General features: G+C 68.2%; 17 protein-coding genes. 9 read left to right on the top strand and 8 right to left on the bottom strand.

What is annotated here, in order from left to right:
* The first annotated feature begins 128 nt into the window (after positions 1-128).
* The 6 genes from HZA32_20140 (at position 129) to HZA32_20115 (ending at position 6958) form a co-directional block, all read left to right on the top strand.
* Positions 129-1922: a response regulator gene (locus HZA32_20140; GenBank protein ID MBI5426393.1), complete on the top strand. Its 1794-nt coding sequence runs from the start codon at positions 129-131 to the stop codon at positions 1920-1922.
* A gap of 129 nt (positions 1923-2051) precedes the next feature.
* Complete coding sequence (locus HZA32_20135; protein ID MBI5426392.1) at positions 2052-2720, top strand: translation initiation factor IF-3; 669 nt, start codon at positions 2052-2054, stop codon at positions 2718-2720.
* Positions 2721-2748: 28 nt separating this feature from the next.
* A complete protein-coding gene (locus HZA32_20130; GenBank protein MBI5426391.1) occupies positions 2749-3840 on the top strand; it encodes an N-acetylmuramoyl-L-alanine amidase in 1092 nt (363 codons plus the stop codon).
* 39 nt (positions 3841-3879) lie between these two features.
* On the top strand, positions 3880-4944 hold the full coding sequence (locus HZA32_20125; protein MBI5426390.1) for a hypothetical protein: 1065 nt from the start codon (positions 3880-3882) through the stop codon (positions 4942-4944).
* Positions 4941-5312: a fluoride efflux transporter CrcB gene (crcB, locus tag HZA32_20120; protein MBI5426389.1), complete on the top strand. Its 372-nt coding sequence runs from the start codon at positions 4941-4943 to the stop codon at positions 5310-5312. The genes HZA32_20125 and crcB overlap by 4 nt, the downstream gene beginning before the upstream one ends.
* A complete protein-coding gene (locus HZA32_20115; GenBank protein MBI5426388.1) occupies positions 5309-6958 on the top strand; it encodes a TIGR03790 family protein in 1650 nt (549 codons plus the stop codon). The genes crcB and HZA32_20115 overlap by 4 nt, the downstream gene beginning before the upstream one ends.
* Before the next feature lie 251 nt (positions 6959-7209).
* Here HZA32_20115 and HZA32_20110 read toward each other — a convergent pair whose 3' ends face one another.
* Together HZA32_20110 and HZA32_20105 are read right to left on the bottom strand one after the other, a co-directional pair.
* Positions 7210-7860, bottom strand: a complete 651-nt coding sequence (locus HZA32_20110; protein MBI5426387.1) for an ATP-dependent Clp protease proteolytic subunit — start codon at positions 7858-7860, stop codon at positions 7210-7212.
* A 75-nt stretch (positions 7861-7935) separates the two neighbouring features.
* A complete protein-coding gene (locus HZA32_20105; protein ID MBI5426386.1) occupies positions 7936-10338 on the bottom strand; it encodes an ABC transporter permease in 2403 nt (800 codons plus the stop codon).
* Positions 10339-10463: 125 nt separating this feature from the next.
* Here HZA32_20105 and ade point away from each other — a divergent pair, with 125 nt between their 5' ends.
* Positions 10464-12110 (top strand): adenine deaminase, encoded by a 1647-nt coding sequence (gene ade, locus HZA32_20100; GenBank protein MBI5426385.1) that lies wholly within the window; start codon positions 10464-10466, stop codon positions 12108-12110.
* A gap of 189 nt (positions 12111-12299) precedes the next feature.
* Here the strand turns inward: ade and HZA32_20095 are convergent, their stop codons facing one another.
* From HZA32_20095 to HZA32_20080, 4 genes are all read right to left on the bottom strand, one after another.
* Positions 12300-14840 carry a serine/threonine protein kinase gene (locus tag HZA32_20095; GenBank protein MBI5426384.1) on the bottom strand — a complete coding sequence of 847 codons (2541 nt, stop codon included), beginning with the start codon at positions 14838-14840 and terminating at the stop codon, positions 12300-12302.
* A gap of 57 nt (positions 14841-14897) precedes the next feature.
* Positions 14898-15653 (bottom strand): sigma-70 family RNA polymerase sigma factor, encoded by a 756-nt coding sequence (locus HZA32_20090; protein ID MBI5426383.1) that lies wholly within the window; start codon positions 15651-15653, stop codon positions 14898-14900.
* 58 nt (positions 15654-15711) lie between these two features.
* Positions 15712-16494, bottom strand: coding sequence for a PEP-CTERM sorting domain-containing protein (locus HZA32_20085; protein ID MBI5426382.1), 783 nt, complete (start codon positions 16492-16494; stop codon positions 15712-15714).
* Between the two features lie 402 nt (positions 16495-16896).
* A complete protein-coding gene (locus HZA32_20080) occupies positions 16897-20607 on the bottom strand; it encodes an Ig-like domain-containing protein (GenBank protein ID MBI5426381.1) in 3711 nt (1236 codons plus the stop codon).
* Between the two features lie 130 nt (positions 20608-20737).
* Here HZA32_20080 and HZA32_20075 point away from each other — a divergent pair, with 130 nt between their 5' ends.
* A complete protein-coding gene (locus HZA32_20075) occupies positions 20738-21847 on the top strand; it encodes a PEP-CTERM sorting domain-containing protein (GenBank protein ID MBI5426380.1) in 1110 nt (369 codons plus the stop codon).
* On the top strand, positions 21844-22773 hold the full coding sequence (locus HZA32_20070) for a PQQ-binding-like beta-propeller repeat protein (protein MBI5426379.1): 930 nt from the start codon (positions 21844-21846) through the stop codon (positions 22771-22773). Before HZA32_20075 ends, HZA32_20070 begins: the two co-directional genes overlap by 4 nt.
* On the opposite strand, the gene HZA32_20065 is transcribed toward HZA32_20070, so the two are convergent.
* Both HZA32_20065 and HZA32_20060 read right to left on the bottom strand, forming a co-directional pair.
* The gene (locus tag HZA32_20065) at positions 22766-23356 is read right to left on the bottom strand and encodes a methyltransferase domain-containing protein (GenBank protein ID MBI5426378.1); all 591 of its coding nucleotides are present in this window, start codon (positions 23354-23356) and stop codon (positions 22766-22768) included. The genes HZA32_20070 and HZA32_20065 overlap by 8 nt on opposite strands.
* Before the next feature lie 133 nt (positions 23357-23489).
* Positions 23490-24245: an isoprenylcysteine carboxylmethyltransferase family protein gene (locus tag HZA32_20060; protein MBI5426377.1), complete on the bottom strand. Its 756-nt coding sequence runs from the start codon at positions 24243-24245 to the stop codon at positions 23490-23492.
* Positions 24246-24364 lie beyond the last annotated feature (119 nt).

The following is a 24364-nucleotide window of genomic DNA, read 5'->3' as shown; positions in this document are numbered from 1 at the left end:
GCCGGGACTTGGTCGACAAAGCGGGCTCTTTCCCCTGTGTTATTCGTGCCGCCGCGCGCGGCGTTCTTGTGGAGACAAACCCTCTTTCTTCCGCTTCGGCCGACGCCCGTGAGGCGCTGACTCGTCAGGTGAGCGACGAGCTGGTGCGGGTCGCGTTTCGCGACTCGATCGTCGGTTCGGTGGTGGGCTCGCTGATCGCCGCGTTGCTGGCGGGTATTCTCGCGACCGCGCTTCCGGCGTTTTCGGTGAGCGTGTGGCTCGGCGTGGCGCTGGCGGTCAATTTCGCGCGCGTGGGATTGTGGTTCTGGGTTCGACGGGAGCCGAATCGTGCGGTGACGCGTTGGGACCGCTGGAGCTTTGTCGCGTCGAGCGCGCTGGCGGGTTTGCTGTGGGGAGCGGCGGCGTGGTTTTTCTATCCCGTCGTGCCTCCGGAATATCAGACGGCGATCGTGCTGGTGCTGGCGGGACTCACGACGGGAGCCGCGCGGTTGCTCGTGCCGGTGCCGGCGGCGAACCTCGCCTATCTCTACCTCGCGGTGGTGCCGCTGATGGCGCGGTTCCTCACTGCGAACGCTCCCGCGGCGGTGAATCTCGGGCTCGGTTTCATGTCGGTGCTCTATCTCATCTACATGACGATCGCCGCCATTCAGCAGTATCGGACGCTCGCCGGGACGTTGCGCCTGGGCTACGAAAACGCCGCGCTTGTCCGCTCGCTCGGCAACGAAGTGGCGCGTCGCCAGTTGGTCGAAGTCGACTTGCGCACCGCCAGCGAGAACGCCCAGGCCGCCAACCGCGCCAAGAGCGAGTTCCTCGCGACGATGAGCCATGAGATTCGCACGCCGATGAACGGTTTCATCGGCATGCTGCAGCTGCTCCACGACTCGGCGGACATGACGCCGCGCCAGCTGGAAATGGTGCGCGTGGCCTCGGCCTCGGCCAACGCGCTTCACGATCTCCTCAACGACGTGCTGGATTTCTCGCGCATCGAGGCGGGCCGGCTCGAACTCGAGCGTGTTCCGTTCGAACTGCACGGGCTCGTGGATGCGGTGGCGACGGCGATGCGCCCGCGGACGGAGGCCGCCGGTTTGGCACTGCGGGTCGATGTTCCGGCGAACGCTCCGGCGCTGTTGCTGGGCGATCCCACGCGCGTGCGGCAGGTGCTGCTCAATCTGTTGAGCAACGCGATCAAGTTCACGCCCGAGGGTGAAGTGCGACTGGCGGTGCGGGCGCTCGGAGGTCCGGCACCGGCGCGGCCGGGCGAGTCCTGCACGCTCGAGTTTGCCGTCAGCGACACCGGCATCGGCATGGACGCGGCGACGCAGACGCGGTTGTTCCGGCCGTTCACGCAGGCCGACAGCTCGATGAGCCGTCGCTACGGCGGCACCGGTCTCGGACTCGCCATTTCCCGCAAGCTCGCCGAGGCGATGCGCGGCGACATCGCGGTCGAGAGCGCGCCGAATCGCGGCTCGATCTTCCGGTTTACCGTGCAGCTGGTGGTGGCGGCGGCTCCCGCGCCCAAGGACGAAACCGACGGCCCGCTCCCGCGCTTGGCCGGCAAGATTCTCCTCGTGGAGGACGACGCGACCAACCGCCAAGTCATGGGCCTCTACCTCCGGCGCCTGGGTTTGAGCTTCGAGGTCGCGGAGAACGGCGCGAGCGCCGTGGCCATGGCGGGGGCAGGGGAGTGGGACGTGGTCCTCATGGATTGCCAGCTGCCCGACCTCGACGGGATCGAGGCCACGCGGCTGATCCGCGCGAGGCGTCCGGGTGACAAGCCGCCGATCATCGCCGTCACGGCCAACGTCCGGGCGAGCAACCGCGAGGCCTGTCTCGCGGCCGGCATGAGTCATTTTCTGACCAAGCCGGTGCGGTTGCGCGACCTGGCGGCGGCTTTGCAGGCCTGTTTGCCGCCGCCGCGCTGAGCGTCTGACCGGCCGCCGCCGACGCGGCGCTCCGGCGTTCCCCGATGCAACTCGCTCAAAAAGGGGTTGTCATCACCCTCCTTCACGGCAAAAAGACGGCCCACCTACTCGGTTCAGCAAACCTAATTAATGGCACTTCCTTCCTCCTCTGGCGGCTCGACCCGCCCGCCCTTCAATCGCGGCGCCCCCCGCAACAACGACCCCTACGCTCACATCAAGCGTAACGCGCGCATCAAATCCCCTCAGGTGCGCGTGATCTCCCCCGAAGGCCGCCAGCTCGGCATCCTCGATACGCCGAAGGCTCTCGCCCTCGCGCAGCAGTTCAACCTCGACCTCGTCGAAGTCGCGTCGGCCGCCGTGCCGCCCGTTTGCCGCATCATGGATTTCGGCAAATACATCTACGAGGAGCAGAAGAAGCACGCCCACTCGAAGCCCGCCGGCACCAAGCTCAAGGAAATCGAGTTCACCGTGCGCATCGAGAAACACGATTTTGAAACCAAGGTCCGCCACGCCGAGGAATTCCTCGACGAAGGCAACAAGGTGAAGCTCCGCCTCAAGTTCCGCGGCCGCGAAATGGCCCACACCGAGATGGGCTTCGACGTCATGAATCGCGCCCTCAAGGAACTCGAGACGATGGGCCATCCGGACTCCGCGCCGAAACTCACCGGCAAGCAGATCAACGTCATGTTGACGCCGAACCCGGTGAACAAGCGCAAGCCGAAGTATCACGTCCGCGAGTCCGCACCGGGCCAGTCGGCGAATCACGGCGACGACAGCCTCGCCGCGCCGCAATCCTGACGCGCGCCGCTCCGCGGCGTCGCCGAGCATGATCCGGTTCCTCGCCGCCGCGTTCGCGCTGCTCGCCGCGAGCGCCGGAGTTTTCGCGCGGCAGGCACCTGCACCCGTTCGCGCCGCGCCCACGCGCCCCGGCGCGGTCCTGGGTGTCACCGAATGGCCGAGCGCGCGGCTCTACGGCGACGACTACGTCGACCTCGCGCTCATCGCGAAAAAACTCGGCCTGAAGCTCACGCTCGCCGGCAAGAAAGCCACGCTCGCGGACGCCGGCGGCACGCGCTGCGTCTTCGAGGACGTCGAGCGCGACTTCCATCTCGACGGCATCCGCATCCACATGAGTCGTCCGGTCGTCGCGTCCGCCGACAGCCTGTGGATCACCAAGCTCGATGCGGAGAAAACCGTCCTCCCGCTCTTCCGCCCCGCCGATCTCGCCAGCCAGCTGCCGGCCGTTGCGCCGCGCCTCATCGTCCTCGATCCCGGCCACGGCGGCACCGATCCCGGCACCGACAACCGCAAGGTCGGCATCACCGAGAAAGCCGCCGCGCTCGACGTCGCCAAGCGCGTGGAGAAACTCCTCGAGGCGCGTGGCTACCGCGTGAAACTCACGCGCACCGGCGACACGCGCTTCTCGTCCAACCCCCGCGTCGATCTGCCGCTCCGCGCCGACTTCGCGAACAAGGCGCTCGCCGATCTCTTCGTCAGCATCCACTTCAACCACGCCCCGGAATCCATCCGCGGCGTCGAGACCTACACGTTCACGCCGCGCGGCATGCTCTCGACCGCATCGACCGAACCCGACGACGACACCTCGCGCGCGTTTCCCGGCAACCGCTACGACCACGCGAACCTGCTCCTCGGTTTCGCGGTGCACCGCGCGATGGTGAACGGCGTCGAGACGCCCGACCGCGGCTACAAGCGCGCGCGCTGGGCCGTGCTGCGCACGCTCAATTGTCCCGGCGTGCTCGTCGAGTGCGCGTATCTCTCCAACGACGACGAAGCGCGCCGTGTCGCGAAACCCGAGTTTCGCCAGCAGATCGCCGAGTCGATCGCCGCCGGCATTGTGGCTTACACGGGGCAGGTTTCCGCGCTGCGTCCGAAGCCAGAGCAACCGGCCAAGAAATGAGGCTGGCCAAGCGCGGTGGGGCGTCCTGAAACTCACCGCATGTTGTCACCTGCTCGTTTTGTTGTTGTGGCCGTCGCGCTGTGCGGGGCCTCGTTGGCACAGGCGTGGGACTACGAGGGTCACCGCATCGTCGCCCAACTCGCGCTCGACTCGTTGCCGGCCGATTTTCCGGCCTTTGCGCGCGATGCCGCCGCCACCGACCGCGTCCTCCACATGGCCAACGTCCCCGACCGGCTGCGCAACGTTGATCCCGCGCTCAAGCAGGTCGGCGGCAGCTGGACCGATCACTTCTTCGACCTCGAGCAGGTGCCCGACGCCGGCCTCGATTTGAAAAATCTCTCGAACTACCGCTTGGATTTCGCGCTGGCTTTCGCGGCCGGCCGTGCGGCGCATGCGGACAAGTTCCCGGTCGTCGACCCGGAGAAAAACAGCGGCCACACCAACGAGTGGCCGGGCTTCGCGCCGTGGGCCATCACCGAGAATTTCCACCGCCTGCGCTCTGCGTTCGGCTACCTGAAGGCCTACCAGGAAGTCGGCGGCACGCCGTCGGAAATTGCGAATGCGCAGGCAGACGTGCTCTACGCGATGGGCCTGCTCGCGCACGGCGTCGCCGATTGCGCGCAGCCGCTGCACACCACCGTGCACCACAACGGCTGGGTCGGCCCGAACCCGCACGGCTACACCACTTCCCCGCGGATTCACTCGTGGTGCGACGGCGGCTTCATTGCCAAGGCCGGCCTCAAGGCCGCGGCGCTCAAGGCGCGCGTCACCACCGCCGAGCCGATGCCGCTGCCGGCGCGCGCCGACGGGCGTGATCCGGTCTTCGTCGCGGCGGTGGACTACGTGATCGCGCAACACGCCAAGGTCGAACCGCTCTACCAGCTCGAGAAAGCCAAGCTCCTCGGCAACGGTCCCGAGCTCCCCGTGACTCCCGAAGCGCGGGCGTTTTTCGAAGGCCAGCTCCTCACCGGCGCCGACATGCTTGCGCGCCTCTGGGTCACCGCTTGGAAATCCGCGCCGCTCGACACTTACCTGCGCGAACAACTGGTGCGGCGTCAGGTCGCCGCAGCCAACGCCGCGGCTCCGGCCCCCAAGGCTCCATGAACGCCGGCGCGCTGCTCTGGATTGCCCTCGGCGGTGCGCTCGGTTCGGTGCTTCGCGCGCTCGTCGGTCACGCGTTCTCCGGCGCGCGCTTCCCTTGGGGCACGCTCCTGATCAACGCGGCCGGTTCGCTGCTGATCGGCTGGCTGATGGCCCGGCTCGGCTCGCTCGAACCCGACGCCGCGGCGCGCGTGCAAAGCGCGCTCGTGGTCGGCTTCTGCGGCGGGTTCACGACCTTCTCCACCTTCAGTTGGCAGACGCTCGACCAGATGCTGCGCGGCCAATGGGTGGCGGCGGCGCTGAATATTGTGTTCTCGCTCGCGCTCTGTCTGCTCGCGGTGTGGCTCGGTTTTCGATTCGGCCGGGCATGAAGTTCCTGCGACGCACGCTGGGCCTCCTTCTTTTGCTCGCCGCGGTCGCGCAGGCGGCGACAGACGACCTCGCGGCGCGCACCGTGGTGCTCGTGAACGCGCGCCAGCCGGAGTCGGTGGCGCTTGGCGAATTCTACGCGGCGAAACGCGGCATCCCCGCCACCAACGTCATCGCCTTGCCGATGCCGGCGGAGGAGACGATCACGTGGCGGACGTTCGTGGATTTCATCTGGCAGCCGCTGCAGGACGAGCTGCTGCGCCGCGGCTGGCTCGAAGGCTACATCTCGGGGAAACTCGACTCGCTCGGCCGGCGCCGCTCGGCGCTCACCGGGCACAAGCTGGCGTATCTCGTTCTCTGTCGCGGCACGCCGCTGCGCATCGACAACGATCCGACGACTTTCGACGAACGCATGGCGTCGCGTCTGCAAAAGGAGTTCCGCACCACCGGCGCCGCCGTGGATTCCGAGCTCGCACTGATCGCGCAGAACAATCCGCCGAACCTCGGCCCGTTGCAGAACCCGCTTTTCGGCGCGCAACGTGCGTCGGACGTGAGCGCGGAACTCGTCGTCAAAACCGCCCGCCTCGACGGCCCGAGCGACGCGGTGGCGCGCAACCTCGTCACCTCGGCGCTCGAGGCGGAGAAGCAGGGTTTGATCGGCCGCTACTACGTCGACCTCGGCGGACCGCACGCGAATGGCGACCGCTGGCTCGAGGCGACGCGCGACCAGTTGGTGAATCTCGGCTTTCCCGGCGACGTGCAGAACGGCAGCGGCCGGTTCGATGTGACGGACCGTTTCGATGCGCCCGTGCTGTATTTCGGCTGGTATACGCTCACCGCCGACGGACCGTTCGTCCGTCCGGATTTCCGCTTTCCGCCCGGCGCGATCGCGCTGCACATCCACAGCGTGTCTGCGGCGTCGTTGCGCACGACGACGGATTACTGGTGCGGCCCGCTGCTGGCGCACGGCGTCACCGCGACCTTCGGCAACGTGTTCGAACCCTACCTCGAATTCACGATCCGTCCGCAACTGCTGCTGGCCGAGCTCGCGCGCGGCAAGACGCTCGGCGACGCGGCGTGGTTCGCCACGCCGGCCTTGAGCTGGCAGACGATCATCCTCGGCGATCCGCTCTACCGGCCGTTCAAGGTCGGGCTCGACGAGCAGGTGCGGAACCTCGCAAACGTGCCGCACACGCTCGCCGGTTACGCCATCGCGCGGAAGGTCATCGTGCTCGACCGGCTCGGGCTCGACGACGAGGCGCGCGAATTGCTCGCGCGCGGCATGCGTGAGCAGCCGAGCGTGCCGCTGGCCTTGGCGGCGGCGCGCTACGAGATCGCACACAACCGCCCCGCCGCGGCGATCGCCGAACTCGGCTTCATGCCGAACCTGCCGCCGGTCTCCTCCGGCGAGTGGCCGCTGGTGAAACTGGCCGCCGAACTCGTCGCGGCGCACGGCACGGCGCGCGAGGCGCTGCCGTTTTTCGATTTGCTGGTGCGCTCCACGGCGCCGACGCCCGATGCGCAGCTGCGCGCGTTGCAGGAGGCGCGCCGCGTGGCCGACGCAGCGGGCGACATGACGCGTTCGCTGGAGTTCGCACGACGTGCGGCCGGGCTGCTGGCTCCCACGACGCCCGCCTCGCCGAAGTGAAGCGATGGAGTCCTGTAGCGGCGGTCACAGACCACCGCTACAGGAGACTATTGAGCACTTCCCGACGATGCTCCGAGGGCGGCACAACCGGTAGGGCGCGACCGCTGGGCGCGCCGCGAGTGAGTTTCGGCGGGCCCAGCGGTCCCGCCCTACCGCACGCTTCGTCACTTCTTCGGGAAATCCTCAATAAGAAGCCCGCCATTGCTGGCGGGCTGAATTTTTGCGGATGCGGCGGGCGCTCGCGGTGTCACTCAGACCTTGTCGACGATCTTGTCGGCGAGGCCGTAGGCGATGGCTTCCTCGGCGTTCAGGTAGAAGTCGCGGTCGGAGTCCTTGTTGATCTTCTCGATCGGCTGACCGGACGCGGCGGCGAGGATGTGGTTCAGCTCGATGCGGATTTTCTCCATTTCCTTCGCCTGAATGTTGATGTCGGTCGCGGGGCCGATGAAGCGGCCGGAGATGAGCGGCTGGTGAATGAGCACGCGCGCGTGGGGGTAGAGGTGGCGGCGGCCCTTCTTGGCGGCGCTGAGCAGGATGGAACCCATCGAGGCGGCCATGCCGGTGACGATGACGTTCACCGGGGAGGTGATGAGCTGCATGGTGTCGTAGACGGCCATGCCGGCGGTGATGGAGCCGCCCGGGCTGTTGATGTAGAAATTGATCTCTTTGCCCGGGGCCACGGACTCGAGGTAGAGGAGCTTCTCGGTCAGGTCCTTGGCGGTCTCGTCGGTGACGGCGCCCCAGAGGAAGATTTTCCGCTGCTCGAGGAACTTGCGCTGGATTTGCGCGCCCACCGGCGTCGGCGTCTTGCTGGCGCCGCCGCACTCGTGGTCATCGTCGTCGTCGTCGAGGCGCGGAGTGATTGGGTTCCGGTAATCGCTGGTGAGGTTGTGAGCGGACATGGCCTCGAAACGTGCACCGGTGCGCCGGTTTTGCGAGTTGTTTTTCCCCGTAACCGCTCGCGTCCCGGGGCGCGTTCAGTCAATGCGCAAGGCTTCCAGCGGATCGAGGCGCGAGGCCCGCCAGGCCGGCAGAAGGATGGCGCCGATGGCTGCGAGCAGGACGACTCCCGTCGCGAGCAGCAGCGGCGAAGCGCTCAGGCCGTCCATGCCGTAGACGAGGCTCTTGAGCACGCCGGTCAGCGCGAGCGTGCCGGCGAGTCCCAGCGCCACACCGAGCGTGACCCAGCGGAGACCCTGCGCGAGGACGAGCCGGAGGATGTTGCCGCCCAGCGCGCCGAGCGCGAGCCGCACGCCGATCTCGCGCGTGCGTTGGGCGATGTAGTAGCTGAGCGTGCCGTAGAGGCCGACGGCGACGAGCCCGAGCGCGGTGCCCATGAAGAAATTCACGACGCTGGCGACGGCGCGTTCGCCGGCGGTCACCTCGCGCACGACTTGGTTCATGGTGCGGACGTTGTTCAGCGGGAGTTCGCGGTCGAGCTCGGCGACGGCGCGGCGGAGCAGCGGCGCGAGCGCGGAGGCGGGCTGGCTCGAGCGGAGATTGATGTGGACCGTGCTGCCCCAATGCCGCGGCGGCGTGGTGAACATCTCGGGCTGCACCTCCTCCGTCGCGCCCCATTGACGGACGTTTTCCACGACGCCCACGACGGTGGCGGTATACCACGGCTTGGTGGGCATGTTGGCGCGGAACACCTGGCCGATCGGGTCCTTGTTGGGCCAGGCCTTGTCAACCATGGCGCGATTGACCACGACGCCGAGGATGCCATCGGCGTTCATGTCGTCCGCCGCGGTGAGGTTCCGGCCGCGCACGAGCTGCATGCCGAGCGTCTCGAAATAGTGCGGCGAGATCGAGGAGCGCTCCACGTTCATGCGGCGCTGCGCGGGGTCGTAGACCTCGTCGTTGACCAGCGCGTTCGTGTTGCTCCCGCCTTCGAGCGGCAGCTTCGACGTGAGGCCGACGGAGGTGACGCCCGGGAGCGCCGAGAGCTTCTCCTCGAGGCGCTGCCAGAAACGCACGCGCGCCTCGTTTTCCTTGTAGGCCTCGCCGCGCAGGCTCAACTGCGCCGTGAGCACGTGCTCGGTGGTGAGCAGGCGGTTTTGGTCGAGGATCTTGAAATAGCTCGCGGAGAAGAGCGCCGCGCCGTTCGCGAGCACGAAGGCGACGGCGATCTGCGCGACCAGCAGCGCGCGCAGCATCGTGTGGCGCGTGCCGGTGGAGCCGCGGGCGTCGCTGCGGATGATGCCGGCGAGCGAGGTGCGCGCGGCGGCCAGCGCCGGCGGCAAGCCCGCCAGCAACGCGGTCAAGCCCACCGCGCCAAACGCGAACGCCACGGCGGCCCAATCGAGCGTGATCGCCGCGCGGCGTGCCTCGCTGGCAGGCGCGATGACCTTGAGCACCGCGATGCCGCCGTAGGCCAATGCGAGGCCGGCCGCCGCGCCGAGCAGCGCGAGCATGAGGCTCTCGGCGAGCGCGAGACGCATCAGGCGACCGCGCGTGGCGCCGAGCGCGATGCGCACGCCGAATTCGCCCTGCCGGCGCGCGCTCCGCGCGAGCAGCATGGAAGCGACGTTGGCGCAGGCGACGAGCAGCACGAGCACGACAGCGGCGGAGAGCAGCCAGACACGTTGGCCGATTTGGTGCGTCATCTCGAAGTGCAGCGTGCGCACGAGGAAATGTTTCCGGGTGTTCGAGTCGGGGTGGAGCGCCGAGAGGCGTTTGCCGATCGCCTTGATGTCGCTGTCCGCCGCGGCGACGGTGACGCCGTCGCGCAGCCGGGCGACGCCGCACAGGTAGTGGCTGTCGCGTTGCTGGAGTTCCTTCTCGTCGAACGAGCGGGGCAGCCAGACCTGGCAATCCTCCGTCCGCATCCACGGCGCGGCGAATTCGAAGCTCGCCGGCATGATACCGATGACGGTGGCGTCGGCGCCGTTGACGCGAATCGCGCGACCGATGAGGCCGGGATCGCCGCCGAAGGTCTGCTGCCAGAGGTTGTGGCTGATGATCGCAACCCGCGGCGCGCCCGGCACGCAATCGCTCGCTTCGATCAGGCGGCCGCGTTGCGGCGCGATCCCGAAGGCCTCGAGCACGCCCGGCGTCGCGCGGACGCCCGCCACGGCCTGTGCGTTTTCGAGCCCGACGTTCGCCGTGGACGGATCGTAAACGCCGAAGTGCTGGAATGAGCGATTCTGCTCGTGCAGGTCGTGGAAGTCGGCCGGCGACAGCGGCCAGCCGTCGCCCGACCAGACGTGCACGATGCGGTCGGATTGCGGGTAGTTGAACGGCTGTATCACCAACGCCCGCAGCGCGCTGAACATGGCGGTGGAGGCGCCGATGCCGACGGCGAGCGTCAGGGCGGCGACGGCGGCGAAACCGCGGGCTTTGGCGAGTTGACGAAAGGCGAGACGCAGGTCGGTGAGCATGGAGGGCAGCGCGGCGGGAAGGACCGTGCCGTGAGGGAAAACCCGTCGCGCCGCCCACGGTTACAGCAAATCGCGCACGGAAGCCGGCATTGCGCTGCCGGGCGACGGTTGCCTGAATGCCGCGCATGAAGCCGCGTCCTCAGCGCCTCGCCGGGCAAATCGTCGACCTGCACGCGCGCCGGGTTTTCCCCGGCGTCGTCGAATGGTGTGAAGGCCGCGTGACCGTCGTGCGGGAGGACGCGCGCGTGCGGGAGACGCGGTTGATTATGCCGGGCTTCGTCGACGCGCACATCCACATCGAGAGTTCGCTGCTGCCCCCGTCGGAATTCGCGCGCCTCGCGGTGGCGCACGGCACGGTCGCGACGATTTCCGATCCGCACGAGATCGCCAACGTCCTTGGCGAGCGCGGCGTGGACTACATGATCCGCGATGGTGTGCGCACGCCTCTCAAGTTCCATTTCGGCGCGCCGTCGTGCGTGCCGGCGACGACCTTCGAGACGGCGGGCGCCACACTCGATGCCAAGGCGGTCGCGCGCCTGCTCAAGCGCCGCGATGTGCACTACCTTGCCGAGGTGATGAATTTCCCCGGCGTGCTGGGCGGCGATCCGGCGCTCGCGGCGATGATCGCCACGGCGAAGAAACTCGGCAAACCCATCGACGGCCACGCGCCTGGCCTGCGCGGCGAGCAGGCGCGCGCCTACGCGGCCGCGGGGCCGTCGACGGATCACGAGTGTTTCACGCTCGAGGAGGCGCAGGACAAGTTGGCGGCGGGAATGAAGATCCTCATCCGCGAGGGCTCGGCCGCGCGGAACTTCGCCGCGCTGGCTCCGCTGCTGAAATCCGCGCCGGAGCGCGCGATGCTTTGTTGTGACGATCTCCATCCGGACCTGCTCGTGCAGCACCACCTCGACGCACACGTGCGCCGCGCGCTCGCGACCGGCGCGGACCGGTTCGACGTGTTGCGCGCCGCGAGCCTGAATCCGGTGGAGCATTACCGCATGAAGGTTGGGCTGCTGCGCGCGGGCGATCCGGCGGATTTCGTCGTCGTCGACGGCTGGAAGAATTTCCGCGTGGAGCGCACCTACATCGACGGCGAACTCGTCGCGGCGAACGGGCGTTCGCGGTTGAAGCGGCTGCGGGCGAAGACGCCGAACCAGTTCCGCGCCCAGCCGCGCGTCGCGGCGGATTTCGTCGCGCGGCCGACGGGCGGCGCGAAGCTGAACGTGATCGAGGCGCTCAACGGCCAGCTCATCACGCGCCAGCTGCGCGAGGAGCCGGTGGTGCGGGAGCGCGTGTTCGTCGCCGAGCCGAAGCGTGATTTGCTGAAGATCGCAGTCGTGAACCGCTACGTGCCGCGCGCGCCGGTCGCGGTGGGATTCATTCGCGGGTTCGGATTGAAAGGCGGCGCGCTGGCGTCGTCGGTCGCGCACGATTCGCACAATATCGTGACGGTCGGCGTGGACGACGCGGCGCTCGCGCGGGCGGTGAATCTCGTGATCAAGAATCGCGGCGGCTTGAGCGTGGTGGACCGCGCGGGGCGCGGGCGCGTGCTGCCGTTGCCGATCGCGGGCCTGATGTCGGATCGCGACGGGCGCTGGGTGGCGAAGCGCTACACGGAGCTCGATCGCGCGGCGAAGAAGCTCGGGTCGAAGCTCGACGCGCCGTTCATGACGCTGTCGTTCATGGCGCTGCTGGTGATTCCGGATCTGAAGCTGAGCGATCGCGGCCTGTTCTCCGCGGCGCAGTGGAGCTTCGTGCCGCTGAACCAGTAGCGTAGGCCTCCAGCCTGCTGCGATGTTTCTTGCCGGCTAAGAGCTGACGCACCGTTCGAGGCGAAGTCGGCGCGGGCGGGGCTGGGCGCGTCGCGAGTGAGTTTCGGCGGGCCCAGCGGTCCCGCCCTACCGCACGTTTCGTCACTTCTTCAGGAAATTCTCAATAGGGCAAATCGACGGGCGACGCGGTTACTTGAACTCGGCGGCGCGGTCGGGCTTGGCCCACGCGGTGTAGAGTTCCGCGAGGTGCTCGCGCGTTTCCTGGACGATGCTGCGGCGGAGAGCGGGAATGCGTTCGAGGTTGGCGGCGAGGGCGCGGTGGCCTTCGAGCAGCAACGGCTCGGCTTCAGTAAAACGGCCGAGGCGCGCGAGCGCGGTGCCGAGTTGCGCGCGGGCGGCGGCGGTCACCCAGCTGGAGGAGTCGGCGCGGAGTTGAGCGTCGAGCGATTCGCGGAGGACGGGCTCGGCGGCGGCGGGTTGATTTTGCCGGAGGAGCAGGTCGCCGAGTTGAAACAGAGCGGCGAGGGTGTGCGGATGGGTGGAGCCGAGCGCGGTGCGGCGGAGTTCGAGCGTTTCGCGGGTGAGGGCGCTCGCTTCGGCGAGTTTGTTTTCGCGGCGGTAGGTGTCGGCGAGATTGCCCATGAAGACGAGCGTTTCCATGTGGCGGTCCCCGAGCGTGCGGCGGGCGATCTCGACGGCGGTGAGCTGGAGACGCTCGGCGTCGGCGAGACGGCCGAGCGCTTTATAGACGCCGCTGAGGTTGTTGGTCGTGACGAGGGTGTCGTGGTGATCGGGGCCGAGGACGCGGCGGCGGAAGGCGAGGATGCGCTCGTTGATCTCGGCGGCCTCCGCGAATTTGCCCTGATCGCGGCACGCGAGGGCGACGTTGTTCCAGGCGGTGATCGTGTCGGGGTGATCGGGGCCGTGGGCGGCGGTTTCGATTTCGGCGGCTTCGCGGAAGGTCGCCTCGGCTTCGGCGAAACGTGACTGTTGGTTGCGCAGGCTGCCGAGGATACTGAGGCCGAAGAAACGGTCGGGGCTTTGGGCGCCGAAGACTTGGCGCGAGAGTGCAACGTTTTCGACGATGAGCGTCTCTGCCTCGGCGAGGCGGCCGAGGTCGCGGAGGTTTGCGGCGAGGCCGTCGGCGGCGGCGAGCGTGTCGGGATGCTCGCGACCGAGGAGCTTGCGGGTGCGTTCGAAGGTGGCGCGGTGGAGGCGTTCGGCGTCGGCGGAGCGGCCGAGGTTGGTGAGTTCGCCGGCGACTTGGCGGGCGGAGATGAGCGTGAGCGGGGCGTCGGAGCCGAGTTGCGCGACGCGGATTTTCCAGGCCTGTTCGATGTGCGGGAGCGCTTGCGGATACTCGCCGAGCGAGTCGTAAACGTGTCCGATCATGTTGTGCACGTCGGCCTTCACGAGTGGCTGATCGGCAAAGCGGGATTCGAGGCGGGCGGCGGCGCGGTCGAGGACCGTGCGGAGTTTGAGATCGCGGTCGGGTTGCTCAGTGGGCGCGGCCTGGGCGAGGAGATCGTTCTGGAGAAAGTCGGCGAGGGCGCGACTGGTCTGCGCTTCGGTGCGGGCGGCGCGTTCGGCGTGGCGCGCGCGGACAGCGAGCGACGAGCTGATGATCGTGGCGGCGAGCAGCACGGTGACGAACGCGGCGCCGATGCCGAAGGCGACGCGGTGGCGGCGGGCGTAGCGGGCGAAGCGCGTCCATGCGCCGGGCGGTTGGGCGAGGATCGGCTCGCCGGCCAAGAAGCGGCGCAAGTCCTCCGCGAGCGCGGCGGCGCTGGCGTAGCGGCGCTCGGGTTCGCGTTCGAGGAGTTTGAGCGTGATGGTCTCGAGCTCGGGTGGCGTCGCGGGCGCGAGGTAGCGGAGCGAAGGCGGGGGACGTTGCTCGACGAGCTGCGGGAGCGTGGCCGCGCTCGCGCCCGCGAACGGCGTGCGGCCGGCGAGCATTTCGTAGGCGATGACGCCGAGGGCGTAGAGATCGCTCGCGGCGGTGACGGCGCCGCTGCCGCCGCGGATGGCTTCGGGGGCGAGGTAGTGCGGGGTGCCGAGGACGCCCGTGACGGCGGTGAGGTCGCCGCCCGGCTCGAGTTCGGCGGCGAGGCCGAAGTCGGCGAGGCGCGGCTCGTCGCCGTCGAGGAGGATGTTGGAGGGCTTGAGGTCGCGGTGGAGGACGCCTTCGCCGTGCGTGTAGGCGAGCGCGCCGGAAATTTTATGGAGCAGGCTGGCGGCGTCGCGCGGCGCGAGCGGACCGCGGCGGAGGCGTTGCGCGAGATCGCCGCCTTCGACGTAGTCCATCGTGAAGAACACGTGGCCGTCGGCGCGGCCGGAGTCGTGCACCGCGACGATGTGCGGATGGCGGAGGCGCGCGGCGGTTTGGGCTTCGCGGAGGAAACGGAGTTCGGGGCCGGCGGCGCTGCCGGTGTCGGGCAGGGCTTTCAGCGCGACGATACGGCCGAGGGCGCTCTGGCGCGCGGCGTAGACGCGGCCCATGCCGCCGCGGCCGATGTCGTCGATGATCTCGTAGGCGCCGATGCGGCGGAGTCCGCCGGGGCGGTTGTCCGCGGGTTCTTCGAGTGGCGGGGTGAGCGCGAAATCCTCGCCAGCGAGCGCGCGCAAGCCTGCGCAGCGCAGGCACACGCCGCCGACGGCGAACGGGTGCGCGGTGGAGCCGCCGCAGGACGGGCAGATGTTGAAGAACGGTTGGGCGGAAACGCTGGGCATGGCCGGTGCGGCGCGAGCGGGAGAACGAGAACGATTGCGAGAAAGAGGAACGATTGATCAGGCGCGGAGGGCTTGGAGGAGGTGCTGCATTTCGGCGCGCACTTCGGTCGGGTCGCTGACGGTGGCGGCGACCTCGAGTTTCACGAGTTCGGCGTAGCGTTGATTGAGGCGGTGGACCCACACGGCGACGTTGGTGCGCGTGGTGCCGAGTGCGGCGGCGGCGCGGTCGTAGTCGCCGGGGCTGGGCGCGGCGCTGAGGAAGGCTTTGAGCACGGCGAACTGCTCGCGGCGCGCGGGCGTGGATTGCTCGTCCTCGAGTTTGCGCAGGGCGCGGGCGAGCAGGGTGAGCGCCCAGCTGCGTTCGAACACGCTGCTCGGGTCGGCGGCGGGCTGGTCGACGGTGGCGAGTTCGCGTTCGGCGTCGACGGAGGCCCAGTCGATGAATTGCGCGCGGCCGCCGCGTTTTTGCGCCGAGGCGCGCTCGAAGTGTTCGCTGAGGAAATGCCGCAGCGCGCCGACGAGGTAGCCGCGGAAGCGACCTTTGGCCGGATCGGGGCGGTCGAGAAAATCGCCGTCGAGGAGGTAGACGAAGAAGTTCTGCGTGAGATCCTCGGCGTCGGCGGGCGAGTGGCCGCGGCGGCGGAGGTAACCGTAGATCGGCAGCCAGTAACTGGCGCAGAGTTGCTCGAGCGCGGAGCGGCGATTGGTGGAGTCGCGACGCGCCTGCAGGATCACGCTCCACTGTGTGGGCGCGAACGGGGCGCCGGCCTCGGTGTCGGGCGGCGGCGTGGGGCGGGGCGCGTTATCAGTCATGACTACCAATCGGTCGCGATCGGGAGTGCGTGACTGTTTTGACGCCGGAGCGGGACCGTCAAGGGATAACCGGGCGCGGAGGAGGGCCATGGGGCTGGCCGGCGGTGCGACGGCGGAGGACAATTAGCGCCGCGATGCAGACCAGCAGCCCGCCAACGAGGGCGGATGATGCGGGTTCGGGCACGGTGGAGAGGACGAGGCTGTGATCGTCGGAGAACGCGTCGATGTAGGAGCCGCCGTTGGCGCCGCGCTGGGAGACGATCGTGTAGGTGATGGCGCGCGTGCCGACCGGCACGGCGAAAGAGTCGGAGTAGTAGTTCCAGAGCGAGCCGCCGGAGTAACTGGAATTCAGATCGGCCGTGGTGGCGGTGCCGAGCGAGTTGGAGGAGGCGTCCTGAAAGGTAAGCGTGACGTGGAGGTAGTCGGGCAGGCCGCCTTGATAGTAGATGTTATACCAAAGCGAGACGTCGGCTGAGACCAGTCCGGCGTCGATGCGGTCTAGGATGACGGAGGAGAGGGACGTGAGATTCACGAGTTGGCCGAGCGTGCCGGAAGCGCCGGGTGCGGCACCGGCGACGAATTGGCGCGTTCCGCTGTGCGGGTTGTAGCCGGGATCATAGGTGCCGGCGTCGGCCAGGTAGCCGACGCCGCTGGTGATCGTCCATCCAGTGAGGTTGGACTCGGCGCCGGGATTGGTGAGCAGTTCGCCGGTGAGAATGGTCTGTGCCGAGACTGACGAGGCGCAGACGAGCGACACGCCGAATGCGACGACGGCGAGAAAGGAAGAGCGAGTGGGCGCGATCCGCGAGTGCGTCGCGCGGGCGTGGAGAAGAGTGCGCATGAAGAATCGGGAGGATTGGGGAAACGCGGGCGGGCGATTGCAGAAAAACAGAAAAATCGCCGCCGACGCGGGAGAGGCGTCGGCGGCGAAGCGGGTCGGGCGGAGTAAGTGATGCGACTGAGTGGTGGTGGGACTGTCACCTAGTAGGTGACAACGTGCGCAGGGGCGGACCGTGATGTGCGAGTGCGCGGCGCCGGAGAAGTGTAACCTATTAGGTTACACTTTCCGGGAAGCGGCGCTGAGCCGCGCGGCGGGCTCCGTGGGCGGTGACGACGGAAATACTCCGAAAAAAAACCGCCGGCACTTTTCGGTGCCGGCGGTGGTGAGCGATGGTCACTTGTTAGGTGATCATCCAATGAGGGCTGTGAGGGACGAGTAACCTATTAGGTTACTCGTGCGGGATCACTGCAGCGCGGCGCTGAGGTCGAAGACGAGCAGGCCGGAGGCGTCGGCGGTGAAGGCGCCGGTGGCGCTGGGCTGGACGACGATGTTGGCGTTGGCGCCGTTTTGGACGGCGATGACGCTGTAGCGCGCACCGGGGGCGAAGCCGCTGAGGTGATGCTTCGTCGTGGTGAGCGGCGCGCTGTAGGCGGTGCCGTTGGTCGTGGCGCCGTAGTTTACGGCGAAGAGCGCGACTTGGTTGCCGACGATCGCGCCGGCGAAGGGGTCGCCTGCGGTGCTGGCGAGCAGCGTGGGCGTGAGTTGCGCGGAGGCGGCGTCGGCGCCTTGGAGGACGTGGAGGAAGCGCGTGCTCGTCGGGTTCGTGGTGTCCTCGACGACGAGGCGGCCCTTCGACGGCTCGAGTTGCGCGACGTTGGTGAGCGTGCCGTCCTCGGCGATGTAGGTCATCGTGCCGTTCGCCGGGAGGAGCGAGTGCACGAAGAGATACTGGCCGCGCGGCGTGACGACGGTGGCGCGGCGATTCGCGGCGTCGAGCGTCGGCGTGGCGGTGAGCGTGAGGTTGAAGCGCTTGAAGCCGTTGTGGACCGACGAGGCGCGGTCGTAGACGACCACGACGTCGGGCTGGAGCCAGAGGAGTGAGCGGCTGGCGTGCGAGATGTCGAGAAGCGCGTCGGCCGGCGCGAATTGATTGGGGCGGTTGTAGAGCGCGGTCAGATCGGTCTGAGCGTGCGTGTAGCCGGGGCCGGAGCTGGCGGTGGTGATCGGGTCGCCGCTGCTCTGGTGCATGTTCCACTGCGAGCCGTATTTCAGATACGGGCGCTCATACCACTGAATGAAGGGATCGCCGGAGGCGCACCAGTTCTGGAGCGAGAGCGTGTTGTGCCAGATCGTGGACTGGCCGACGCCGTAGTTGTCGTAGTTGGAGAACTCCTTGGTGAGCCACTCGCCTTTGCGGTAGAACTGAAACTGGCCGCCGTCGCAGTTCTGGTGGTTGATCGAGAGCCAGCCGGAGCGGAAGTCGAGGAACGTGGCGTTGGGTGACCAGTCGGTGCGCGCGAGGATGCGGCCGAGGCCGGGGTCCCAATGCGTGGTGGCGTAGCCCGGGCGCGGATCGGCGGGATTCATCGCGGTCGGGTCGGTGGGATCGAAGAGCATGAACGCGAGGATCGGCTCGTGCGTGCTGTAGGGGCGCTTGAGGCGTTCGATGAAACCGGAGGCGCCGCCCTCGACGGCGTTCAGCGCGATCCAGCGGGCGGCGTTGAGGTGGTCGCTGCGGCCTTGCTTCAATTCGACGAGCGCGAGCAGCGCGAACTGCGTCATGTTGTCGGGCGTGATCCAGAGGCGGAGCAGGTCGCCGAAGTTGGCGAACGAATACACGGGCCCGAGGTAGGATTGCGCGGGATCGATCTGCTGCTTCGGCACCATCATCGAGAGGAAGCCGTGCACGTAGCGGTCCCAATGCGGCGAGCCGACGAGGCTGACTTGCGGGCCGCAGAAGGCGGGATCGGTGAAGCCGGCGGTCTGCATCGCGAGGAGCTGGCCCTGGATGTAGGCGATGGAGTGGCCGTAGAGGCCGCCTTCGGGCGCGTTGCCGCCGGAGGCGAGGCCGACCTTGGCGGTGGCGGGGAGATTCAGCGCGGCGCGCACCTCGGCGGGATCGCCGAACATCGCGAACTGCTGGTAGAGCCACGCGCCGGTGGCGTTGGAGAGGTAGGAGCGCAGCGTGTTGCCGAGCGCGGCGTCGGGCAGCGAGGCGTCGAGCGCGGGATCGTCGACCGGATCGAAGGCGAGCGGCATCATGGTGATGAGGCGCGCGTGGTTGAGGTAGTAATTGTTCGCCGTCATTCGGTAGGCGTGGCCGCCGGGGAGAAGTTGCAGGCTGTTCGTGACGCGGTTGGGTTTCGGAGAGTCGCCGCCGGTGGTGTAGGCGGTGATGCAATCCTCGGCCCACGTCATGAAGACTTGGCGGATGACGGCCTTGTCCGAGGCGGTGAGGATCGTGACGGGCGAGCCGGCGGCGTCGGTCACGCCTTGGAGCCAGTCGGCGAGCAGCGGCCAGGTTTCACCGGCGGAGTTGGAGCGGTTGAAAATCGAGAAAATCGGATCGCGGAACGGCGCGCCCTTGAGGTGCGGTTTGGCTGCCTCGTTCATGATATACATGAACAGGTCGCGCGCCTTCTGCGCGTAGAGGAGGCGGGCGTTGGCGTCGGGATCGACGAGCGCGTGGAAGGCGAGGACGAGCGCGTGCTGCTCGCTCACCATGTCGCTGGTGACGTTGGGGCCGGCGTAGCCGTCGATGTTGCCGGAATCCGGATACGGATTGGCGGGCTGGCCGTTCGGGAAGCAGAGCGTGTGGACGTGGAGCGCGAGCTGGAGATTGGTGCGCAGGGCCTGTTGCCAGATCGGATTGCCGGCGTGTGCCCAGGAGCGGAGACGCGGGAGGTCGCTCGTGTTGAGCCAGAGACGCGGGTGGCCGGCGACGGTGGCGGGGATGGGCTTCGGCGTGTGGAACGTGGCGGTGATCGCGACGTTGGAGTTCGGCATCTGGAACGTCGTGGTGCTCGCGAGCGCGTCGGCGAACGCGACGGAGCCGCTCCACTGCTTGAAGGCTTGGCCGGCGGGCGGAGTGCCGGCGGCGAGCGTGACGGTCGTGTAGGGCGCGGCGGTGATCGTGGCGGCGCCGTTGGCCGTGCCGTTCGTGACGGTGACGGTGTAGACAGACTGCTGCGGCGTGCCACCGCCGGGAGGCTGCGTGGTCGGCGGGGTGTAGCCGGCGGGCGCGTCGATGGTGAGTTTGATCGTGCCGGTGGCGCTGGCGCCGACGGAATCGGTGACGCTGACGTAGGCGGAGAACGGATAGGAATAAATCCACGGCGAGGTGCCGACGGTGCCGGAGATCAGGCCGGAGGTGGAGAGCGAGAGGCCGGACTCGAGCGAGCCGCCGAGGATTTTCCACGAGTAGGGCGCGGTGCCGCCGGTGGCGGAGAGCTGGTGCGAGTAGGTGGTGCCGCCGGTGGCGTTGGGCAGCGTGGCGGCGGAGGAGATCGTGAGCGGCGCGGCGGCGGGTGGTGGCGGCGTGGTGGCGGCCTGGTAGTTCGCGGTGACGGTGGTGGCCGTCGCGGGCATGGGGAACGTGGTGGTGGCGGCGCTCGCGTTGGCGAAGGCGACGTTGCCACTCCAGTTCTTGAACGACTGGCCCGCGGGCGCGGCGGCGGCGACGACGGTCGCGGTGCTGCCGGCGGTGAGCGAGGTGGCGGCGGCGCCGTTCACGGTGCCGTTGACGACGGTGAGCGTGTAGCTCGCGGCGGGCGGCGGAGTGGCCGTGCCGGCGACGACCGTGACGGTGGTGATGGCGGAGTTGGCCTTCTGGCCAGCGGTGTCGTAGGCCGTGACGCGGAGGAAGACGTTGCCGGTCGCGGTGGGCGTCCACGAGACGGAGAACGGCGCGGCGGTGGCGGTGCCGATGAGCTGGCCGAGCTGGAGGTTGAAGAACTCGACCTTGGCGATCGGGTTGGCGTTGCCCGAGACAGTCGCGGAGATCGTGACCGGAGTGCCGGTGGCGACGGTGGATTTGTTGGCCGGCGCGGTGATCGACGGTTGGAAGGGCTGCGTCGCTGCGAGCAGCGGACGCGCGAAGGCGAGGAATACGGTGCAGGTCGCGAGGAGCGCGAGCCACACCGTGATGCGTGGAGCAGTGTCAGTGTGTTTCATCGCGACGGATTCCCGGGTGGGGCCGGCGGGCATTTCAGCTTTTACACGGCGTCTTAGCCGACCGGCCAAGTGCCGCGGGATTTTCGCGAATTCGCGTAATCGCCGCCCGCCGTCTCCCCAAACCGCGCCGATGAAACCGTCGTCTCTTTTCTCGCTCTGCTCGTGGTTCCGGGTGGCGGGGTTCGGTGTTTGCGCGGCGGTGCAGGCGCAGGTCTCGGTCGTCGACCTCGGCACTCCGACCAGCAACAGCGTGGCTTACGCGGTGAGCAACGGCCAGCAGGCGGGCTTCGACGGAACGGTCGCGACGGTGTGGAGCGGAAGCGCGGGCAGCGCCGTGAATCTCAACCCCGCGGGCGCATTCGATTCGCATGCGCGCGCGACGAACGGCACGCAGCAAGGCGGCTGGGCGGATTTCGTTGGCGTGAACGGCAACGATCACGCGGCGCTGTGGAGCGGCACGGCGGCGAGTTTCGTCGATTTGCACCCGGCGGGCGCGTCGTCCTCGATCGTCCTGGCCTTGAGCGCCACGCAACAGAGCGGCTCGGCGCACTACTCGGGCGTAGCGCATGCGACGCTCTGGAACGGCACGGCGGCAAGCGCGGTGGACCTGAATCCGGCCGGCGCGGGCGGCTCCGAGATTCTCGTGCTGAACGGCGCGCAACAAGGCGGCCAGGCGCTCTTCGGCGGCGTGGCGCACGCGGGGCTGTGGAGCGGGAGTGCCGCGAGTTTCGTCGATCTGCATCCGGCGGGCGCCGACTACTCGCTGGTCTACACGATGACCGGAGCGGCGCAGGCGGGCCAGATGGGCGTCGGCGGGAATTCGCATGCGGCGCTGTGGTTCGGCAGTGCGGCGAGCGTCGTGGATTTAAATCCGGCGGGCGCGACGAGCTCGGCTGCCTACGCGGTGGTCGGTTCGTATCAGGCCGGTGTCGCGCAGATTGGCGGTTACGATCACGCCGGTTGGTGGGCGGGCGACGCGGCGACGTTCCACGACCTGCAGCCGGCGATCACGGCGGCGATCGGGCCGAGCTTCACGTCGTCGATCATCCACGGCGCGGAACTGGTGGGCAACACGCTGTATTTGGTCGGCCAAGCCTACGATGCGGGCATGGCCGACCAGCGCGCGATCCTCGTGACGGTTTCGGCGGTGCCGGAGCCGGCGGCGAGCGCGTTGATGATCGCGCTCGTGGTGCTCGGGGCGATGTGGCTGGTGTTGCGCCGGCGGAAGGTCGTGTCGTGAACCGGTTCGCCCGAGGTGCGCTGCTGTTTCTGGTGTTCGCCGGCGTGCTGGCGGCGCAGACGACGCTCTACGTGACGGTGGGGCCGTATTTTTATTCGTTCAACGCGCTCACCGGCGCGGCCATCGCGGCGCCGTTGGGAAACACGAATTCGTATACGTGGCAGTCCGCGCTCGATGGCAAAGGCCAGCTCTACGTCGCGTTGTATGGGCAGGGGCAGGTGGGCCTCTACAACGCGGCCACCGGCGCCACGCTCAATCAGACCTTTCTGCAGACGGGCGTGAACACGCCGACCGGGTTGGCGTTGTGGGGCAACAATCTCTACGTGGCCTCGCAGCCGCTGCAGCGGATCAGCCTCTACGACGCGACGACCGGCGCGCTCGCGAACGCGAATTTCCTGACCGGTTTCGCCTCGCCCGAATACCTGCTCTCCGACGGAAACGGGCGACTCTACGTCAGCGACTACGCGGGGACCGTGGGCGTGTTCGATGCCGCCACGGGCGCGGCCATCAACCGCAACCTCGTCACCGGCATCGCCGGAGTGCCCATGGGAATGGCCGTGAACACCGCGAACAACCGGCTCTACGTCGCGTCGGTGCAGGGAAACAGCGTGGCGGTTTTCGACGCCACGACCGGAGCGATGATCAACTCGAATCTCATCAGCGGACTCACCAGTCCGCGCGCGCTCGCGCTCGATCCGGCCGGGGCGCTCTATGTCAGTTCTTACAACAGCACCGGCGGCTACTACCAAGTCGGCAAGTTCGATGGTCTCACGGGCGCGGCGATCAACCCGACGCTGTTGATCAACGGCGGCAGCATCACGTCGTTGAACATTCTCGCGGTGCCCGAGCCCACGACTTGGGTGTGTCTCGCTATCGGCGTTGTGTGGCTCGGGTGCTGCGGCTGGCGCCGCCGGCGCGCTACCTGACGCGGCGGTATTCGCGCCAGCGCTCGTTGTCGCCGAAGAGCGGAAACGGCTCCGCCACCGGTTGGTCCTGCGCGAGCACGAAGCGTGGCGTGAAGAGCTTCGCCTCGTCGGCCGCGTGGAGTTGATACGGCGGACCGCCCTGTTCCTCGCCGAGGTAGAACAGGCCCACGAGCACGCCGCCGGGCTTCAGCAGCTGCGCCATCCGGGTGATGTATTTCGGACGCAACTCGGGCGGGAGCGCGCAGAGGAAAGTGCGTTCGTAGACCACATCGAACGGCGCCGCCGCGAAATCGAAGGTGAAGTAGTCCCCGAGAAACACGCGGTCGGCGAGCAGCGGCCCGAGGTTGGCGCGGGCGCGCTCGACGGCGGCGGGCGCGAAATCCACCGCGGTCACGTCGTAGCCCGCCTCGTAGAACGCCGCGATCTCGTGCCCCGCGCCGCAACCGGGGATGAGCGCGCGTCCGCCGTTCGGGCGTGCTTCGAGATAGCGCTTCAGCTGGGGCGGCACACCACCGTAATCCCACGGCGTCGTGCCGGAGGCGTAGCGCTCGTCCCAGAACTCCGGGCGCGAGGGGTGGCTCATGGCAAAGAAAGAACCGCACCACGAGGGTGCGGTTCCAAGAAAATATTCGGCGCACTGCCCCCAGCGCGCCCGGCGGGAGGATCCCGCCGCACCCGCCGGACAGCCACACACGGCCACTCCGGCGGGCGGAAAGTCAGTGGGCGTCCTTGCGACGGAAACGCGGCAGCAGCATCGGCGTGCGGCGGCGGTAGTCGTGGTATTCCGGATGCGCGTTGGCGAGATCGCGTTCCTCGAACTGGATCGCGACGAAAATGTAGGCCGTCGTCAGGAGAGCGAAGAAGAGATGCGCCACGGTCATGTGCGGCGTGAGCCAGAAGGTCATCAGCCACCCGACGTAGAGCGGATGGCGGACGACTTGGTAGAGTCCGGGCGTGACGAAGCGCAGGCCGGTGTAGTCGCGGCCGTGGAAGAACAGCCACACTTGGCGCAGGCCGAGCAGATCGAAGTGATGAATGAGAAACGTCGTCGCGAGCACGACGAGCCAGCCGAGGGCGTAGCCCACTTGCAGCAGCAGGCGCACCGCGGGTTGTTCGACGGTCCACACGCTGCCGCCCATCGGCTCCCAGTAGCGGAAGAGCACAAGCAGCGCGACCGACGACGCCAGCACGTAGGTGGAGCGCTCGGCGGCGACGGGGACGAACCGCGTGAGCCAGCGCTTGAAAAACGGGCGCGCCATCACGCTGTGTTGCAGCGCGAACAGGCCGATCAGCGCGGCGTCGATCAGCGCGGCTCCGCCGAACGACGTCGCCGGCGTGCCGTCGATCGTCTTGGGGACCATGAAACCGCCGATGAAACCGACCGCATACAGGACGGTGCCGAAGAAGACCGCGTAGGCGAAAAGACCGTAGAGCAGCACGGCGACGCGGAAGAGGAACGAGGCGTTTCTCATGGAGGCGCGAGTCAGTGCGTGTCGCGCGCGAGTTCAAGGGCGCGCGTCCTAGCCGGTGGCGGGAGGGAATGGACCTCACAAATTCGGTGGCCCTTTCGCGCCGGAAACCGCCGCGCCGA

It is taken from the genome of Opitutia bacterium, from assembly GCA_016217545.1.
GTDB lineage: Bacteria > Verrucomicrobiota > Verrucomicrobiia > Opitutales > Opitutaceae > Didemnitutus.
The sequence above is the reverse complement of the archived record's forward strand: the minus strand, read 5'-3'. Positions and strand labels throughout refer to the sequence as shown.

Bases quoted from the DNA above. Each gene is read 5' to 3' on its own strand.
- HZA32_20110 (MBI5426387.1), bottom strand. From the start codon at position 7,860: ATGTCCGCTCACAACCTCACCAGCGATTACCGGAACCCAATCACTCCG.
- HZA32_20060 (MBI5426377.1), bottom strand. From the start codon at position 24,245: ATGAGAAACGCCTCGTTCCTCTTCCGCGTCGCCGTGCTGCTCTACGGT.
- HZA32_20105 (MBI5426386.1), bottom strand. From the start codon at position 10,338: ATGCTCACCGACCTGCGTCTCGCCTTTCGTCAACTCGCCAAAGCCCGC.
- crcB (MBI5426389.1), top strand. From the start codon at position 4,941: ATGAACGCCGGCGCGCTGCTCTGGATTGCCCTCGGCGGTGCGCTCGGT.
- HZA32_20135 (MBI5426392.1), top strand. From the start codon at position 2,052: ATGGCACTTCCTTCCTCCTCTGGCGGCTCGACCCGCCCGCCCTTCAAT.
- HZA32_20130 (MBI5426391.1), top strand. From the start codon at position 2,749: ATGATCCGGTTCCTCGCCGCCGCGTTCGCGCTGCTCGCCGCGAGCGCC.
- ade (MBI5426385.1), top strand. From the start codon at position 10,464: ATGAAGCCGCGTCCTCAGCGCCTCGCCGGGCAAATCGTCGACCTGCAC.
- HZA32_20080 (MBI5426381.1), bottom strand. From the start codon at position 20,607: ATGAAACACACTGACACTGCTCCACGCATCACGGTGTGGCTCGCGCTC.
- HZA32_20085 (MBI5426382.1), bottom strand. From the start codon at position 16,494: ATGCGCACTCTTCTCCACGCCCGCGCGACGCACTCGCGGATCGCGCCC.
- HZA32_20065 (MBI5426378.1), bottom strand. From the start codon at position 23,356: ATGAGCCACCCCTCGCGCCCGGAGTTCTGGGACGAGCGCTACGCCTCC.
- HZA32_20090 (MBI5426383.1), bottom strand. From the start codon at position 15,653: ATGACTGATAACGCGCCCCGCCCCACGCCGCCGCCCGACACCGAGGCC.
- HZA32_20125 (MBI5426390.1), top strand. From the start codon at position 3,880: ATGTTGTCACCTGCTCGTTTTGTTGTTGTGGCCGTCGCGCTGTGCGGG.
- HZA32_20095 (MBI5426384.1), bottom strand. From the start codon at position 14,840: ATGCCCAGCGTTTCCGCCCAACCGTTCTTCAACATCTGCCCGTCCTGC.
- HZA32_20115 (MBI5426388.1), top strand. From the start codon at position 5,309: ATGAAGTTCCTGCGACGCACGCTGGGCCTCCTTCTTTTGCTCGCCGCG.
- HZA32_20075 (MBI5426380.1), top strand. From the start codon at position 20,738: ATGAAACCGTCGTCTCTTTTCTCGCTCTGCTCGTGGTTCCGGGTGGCG.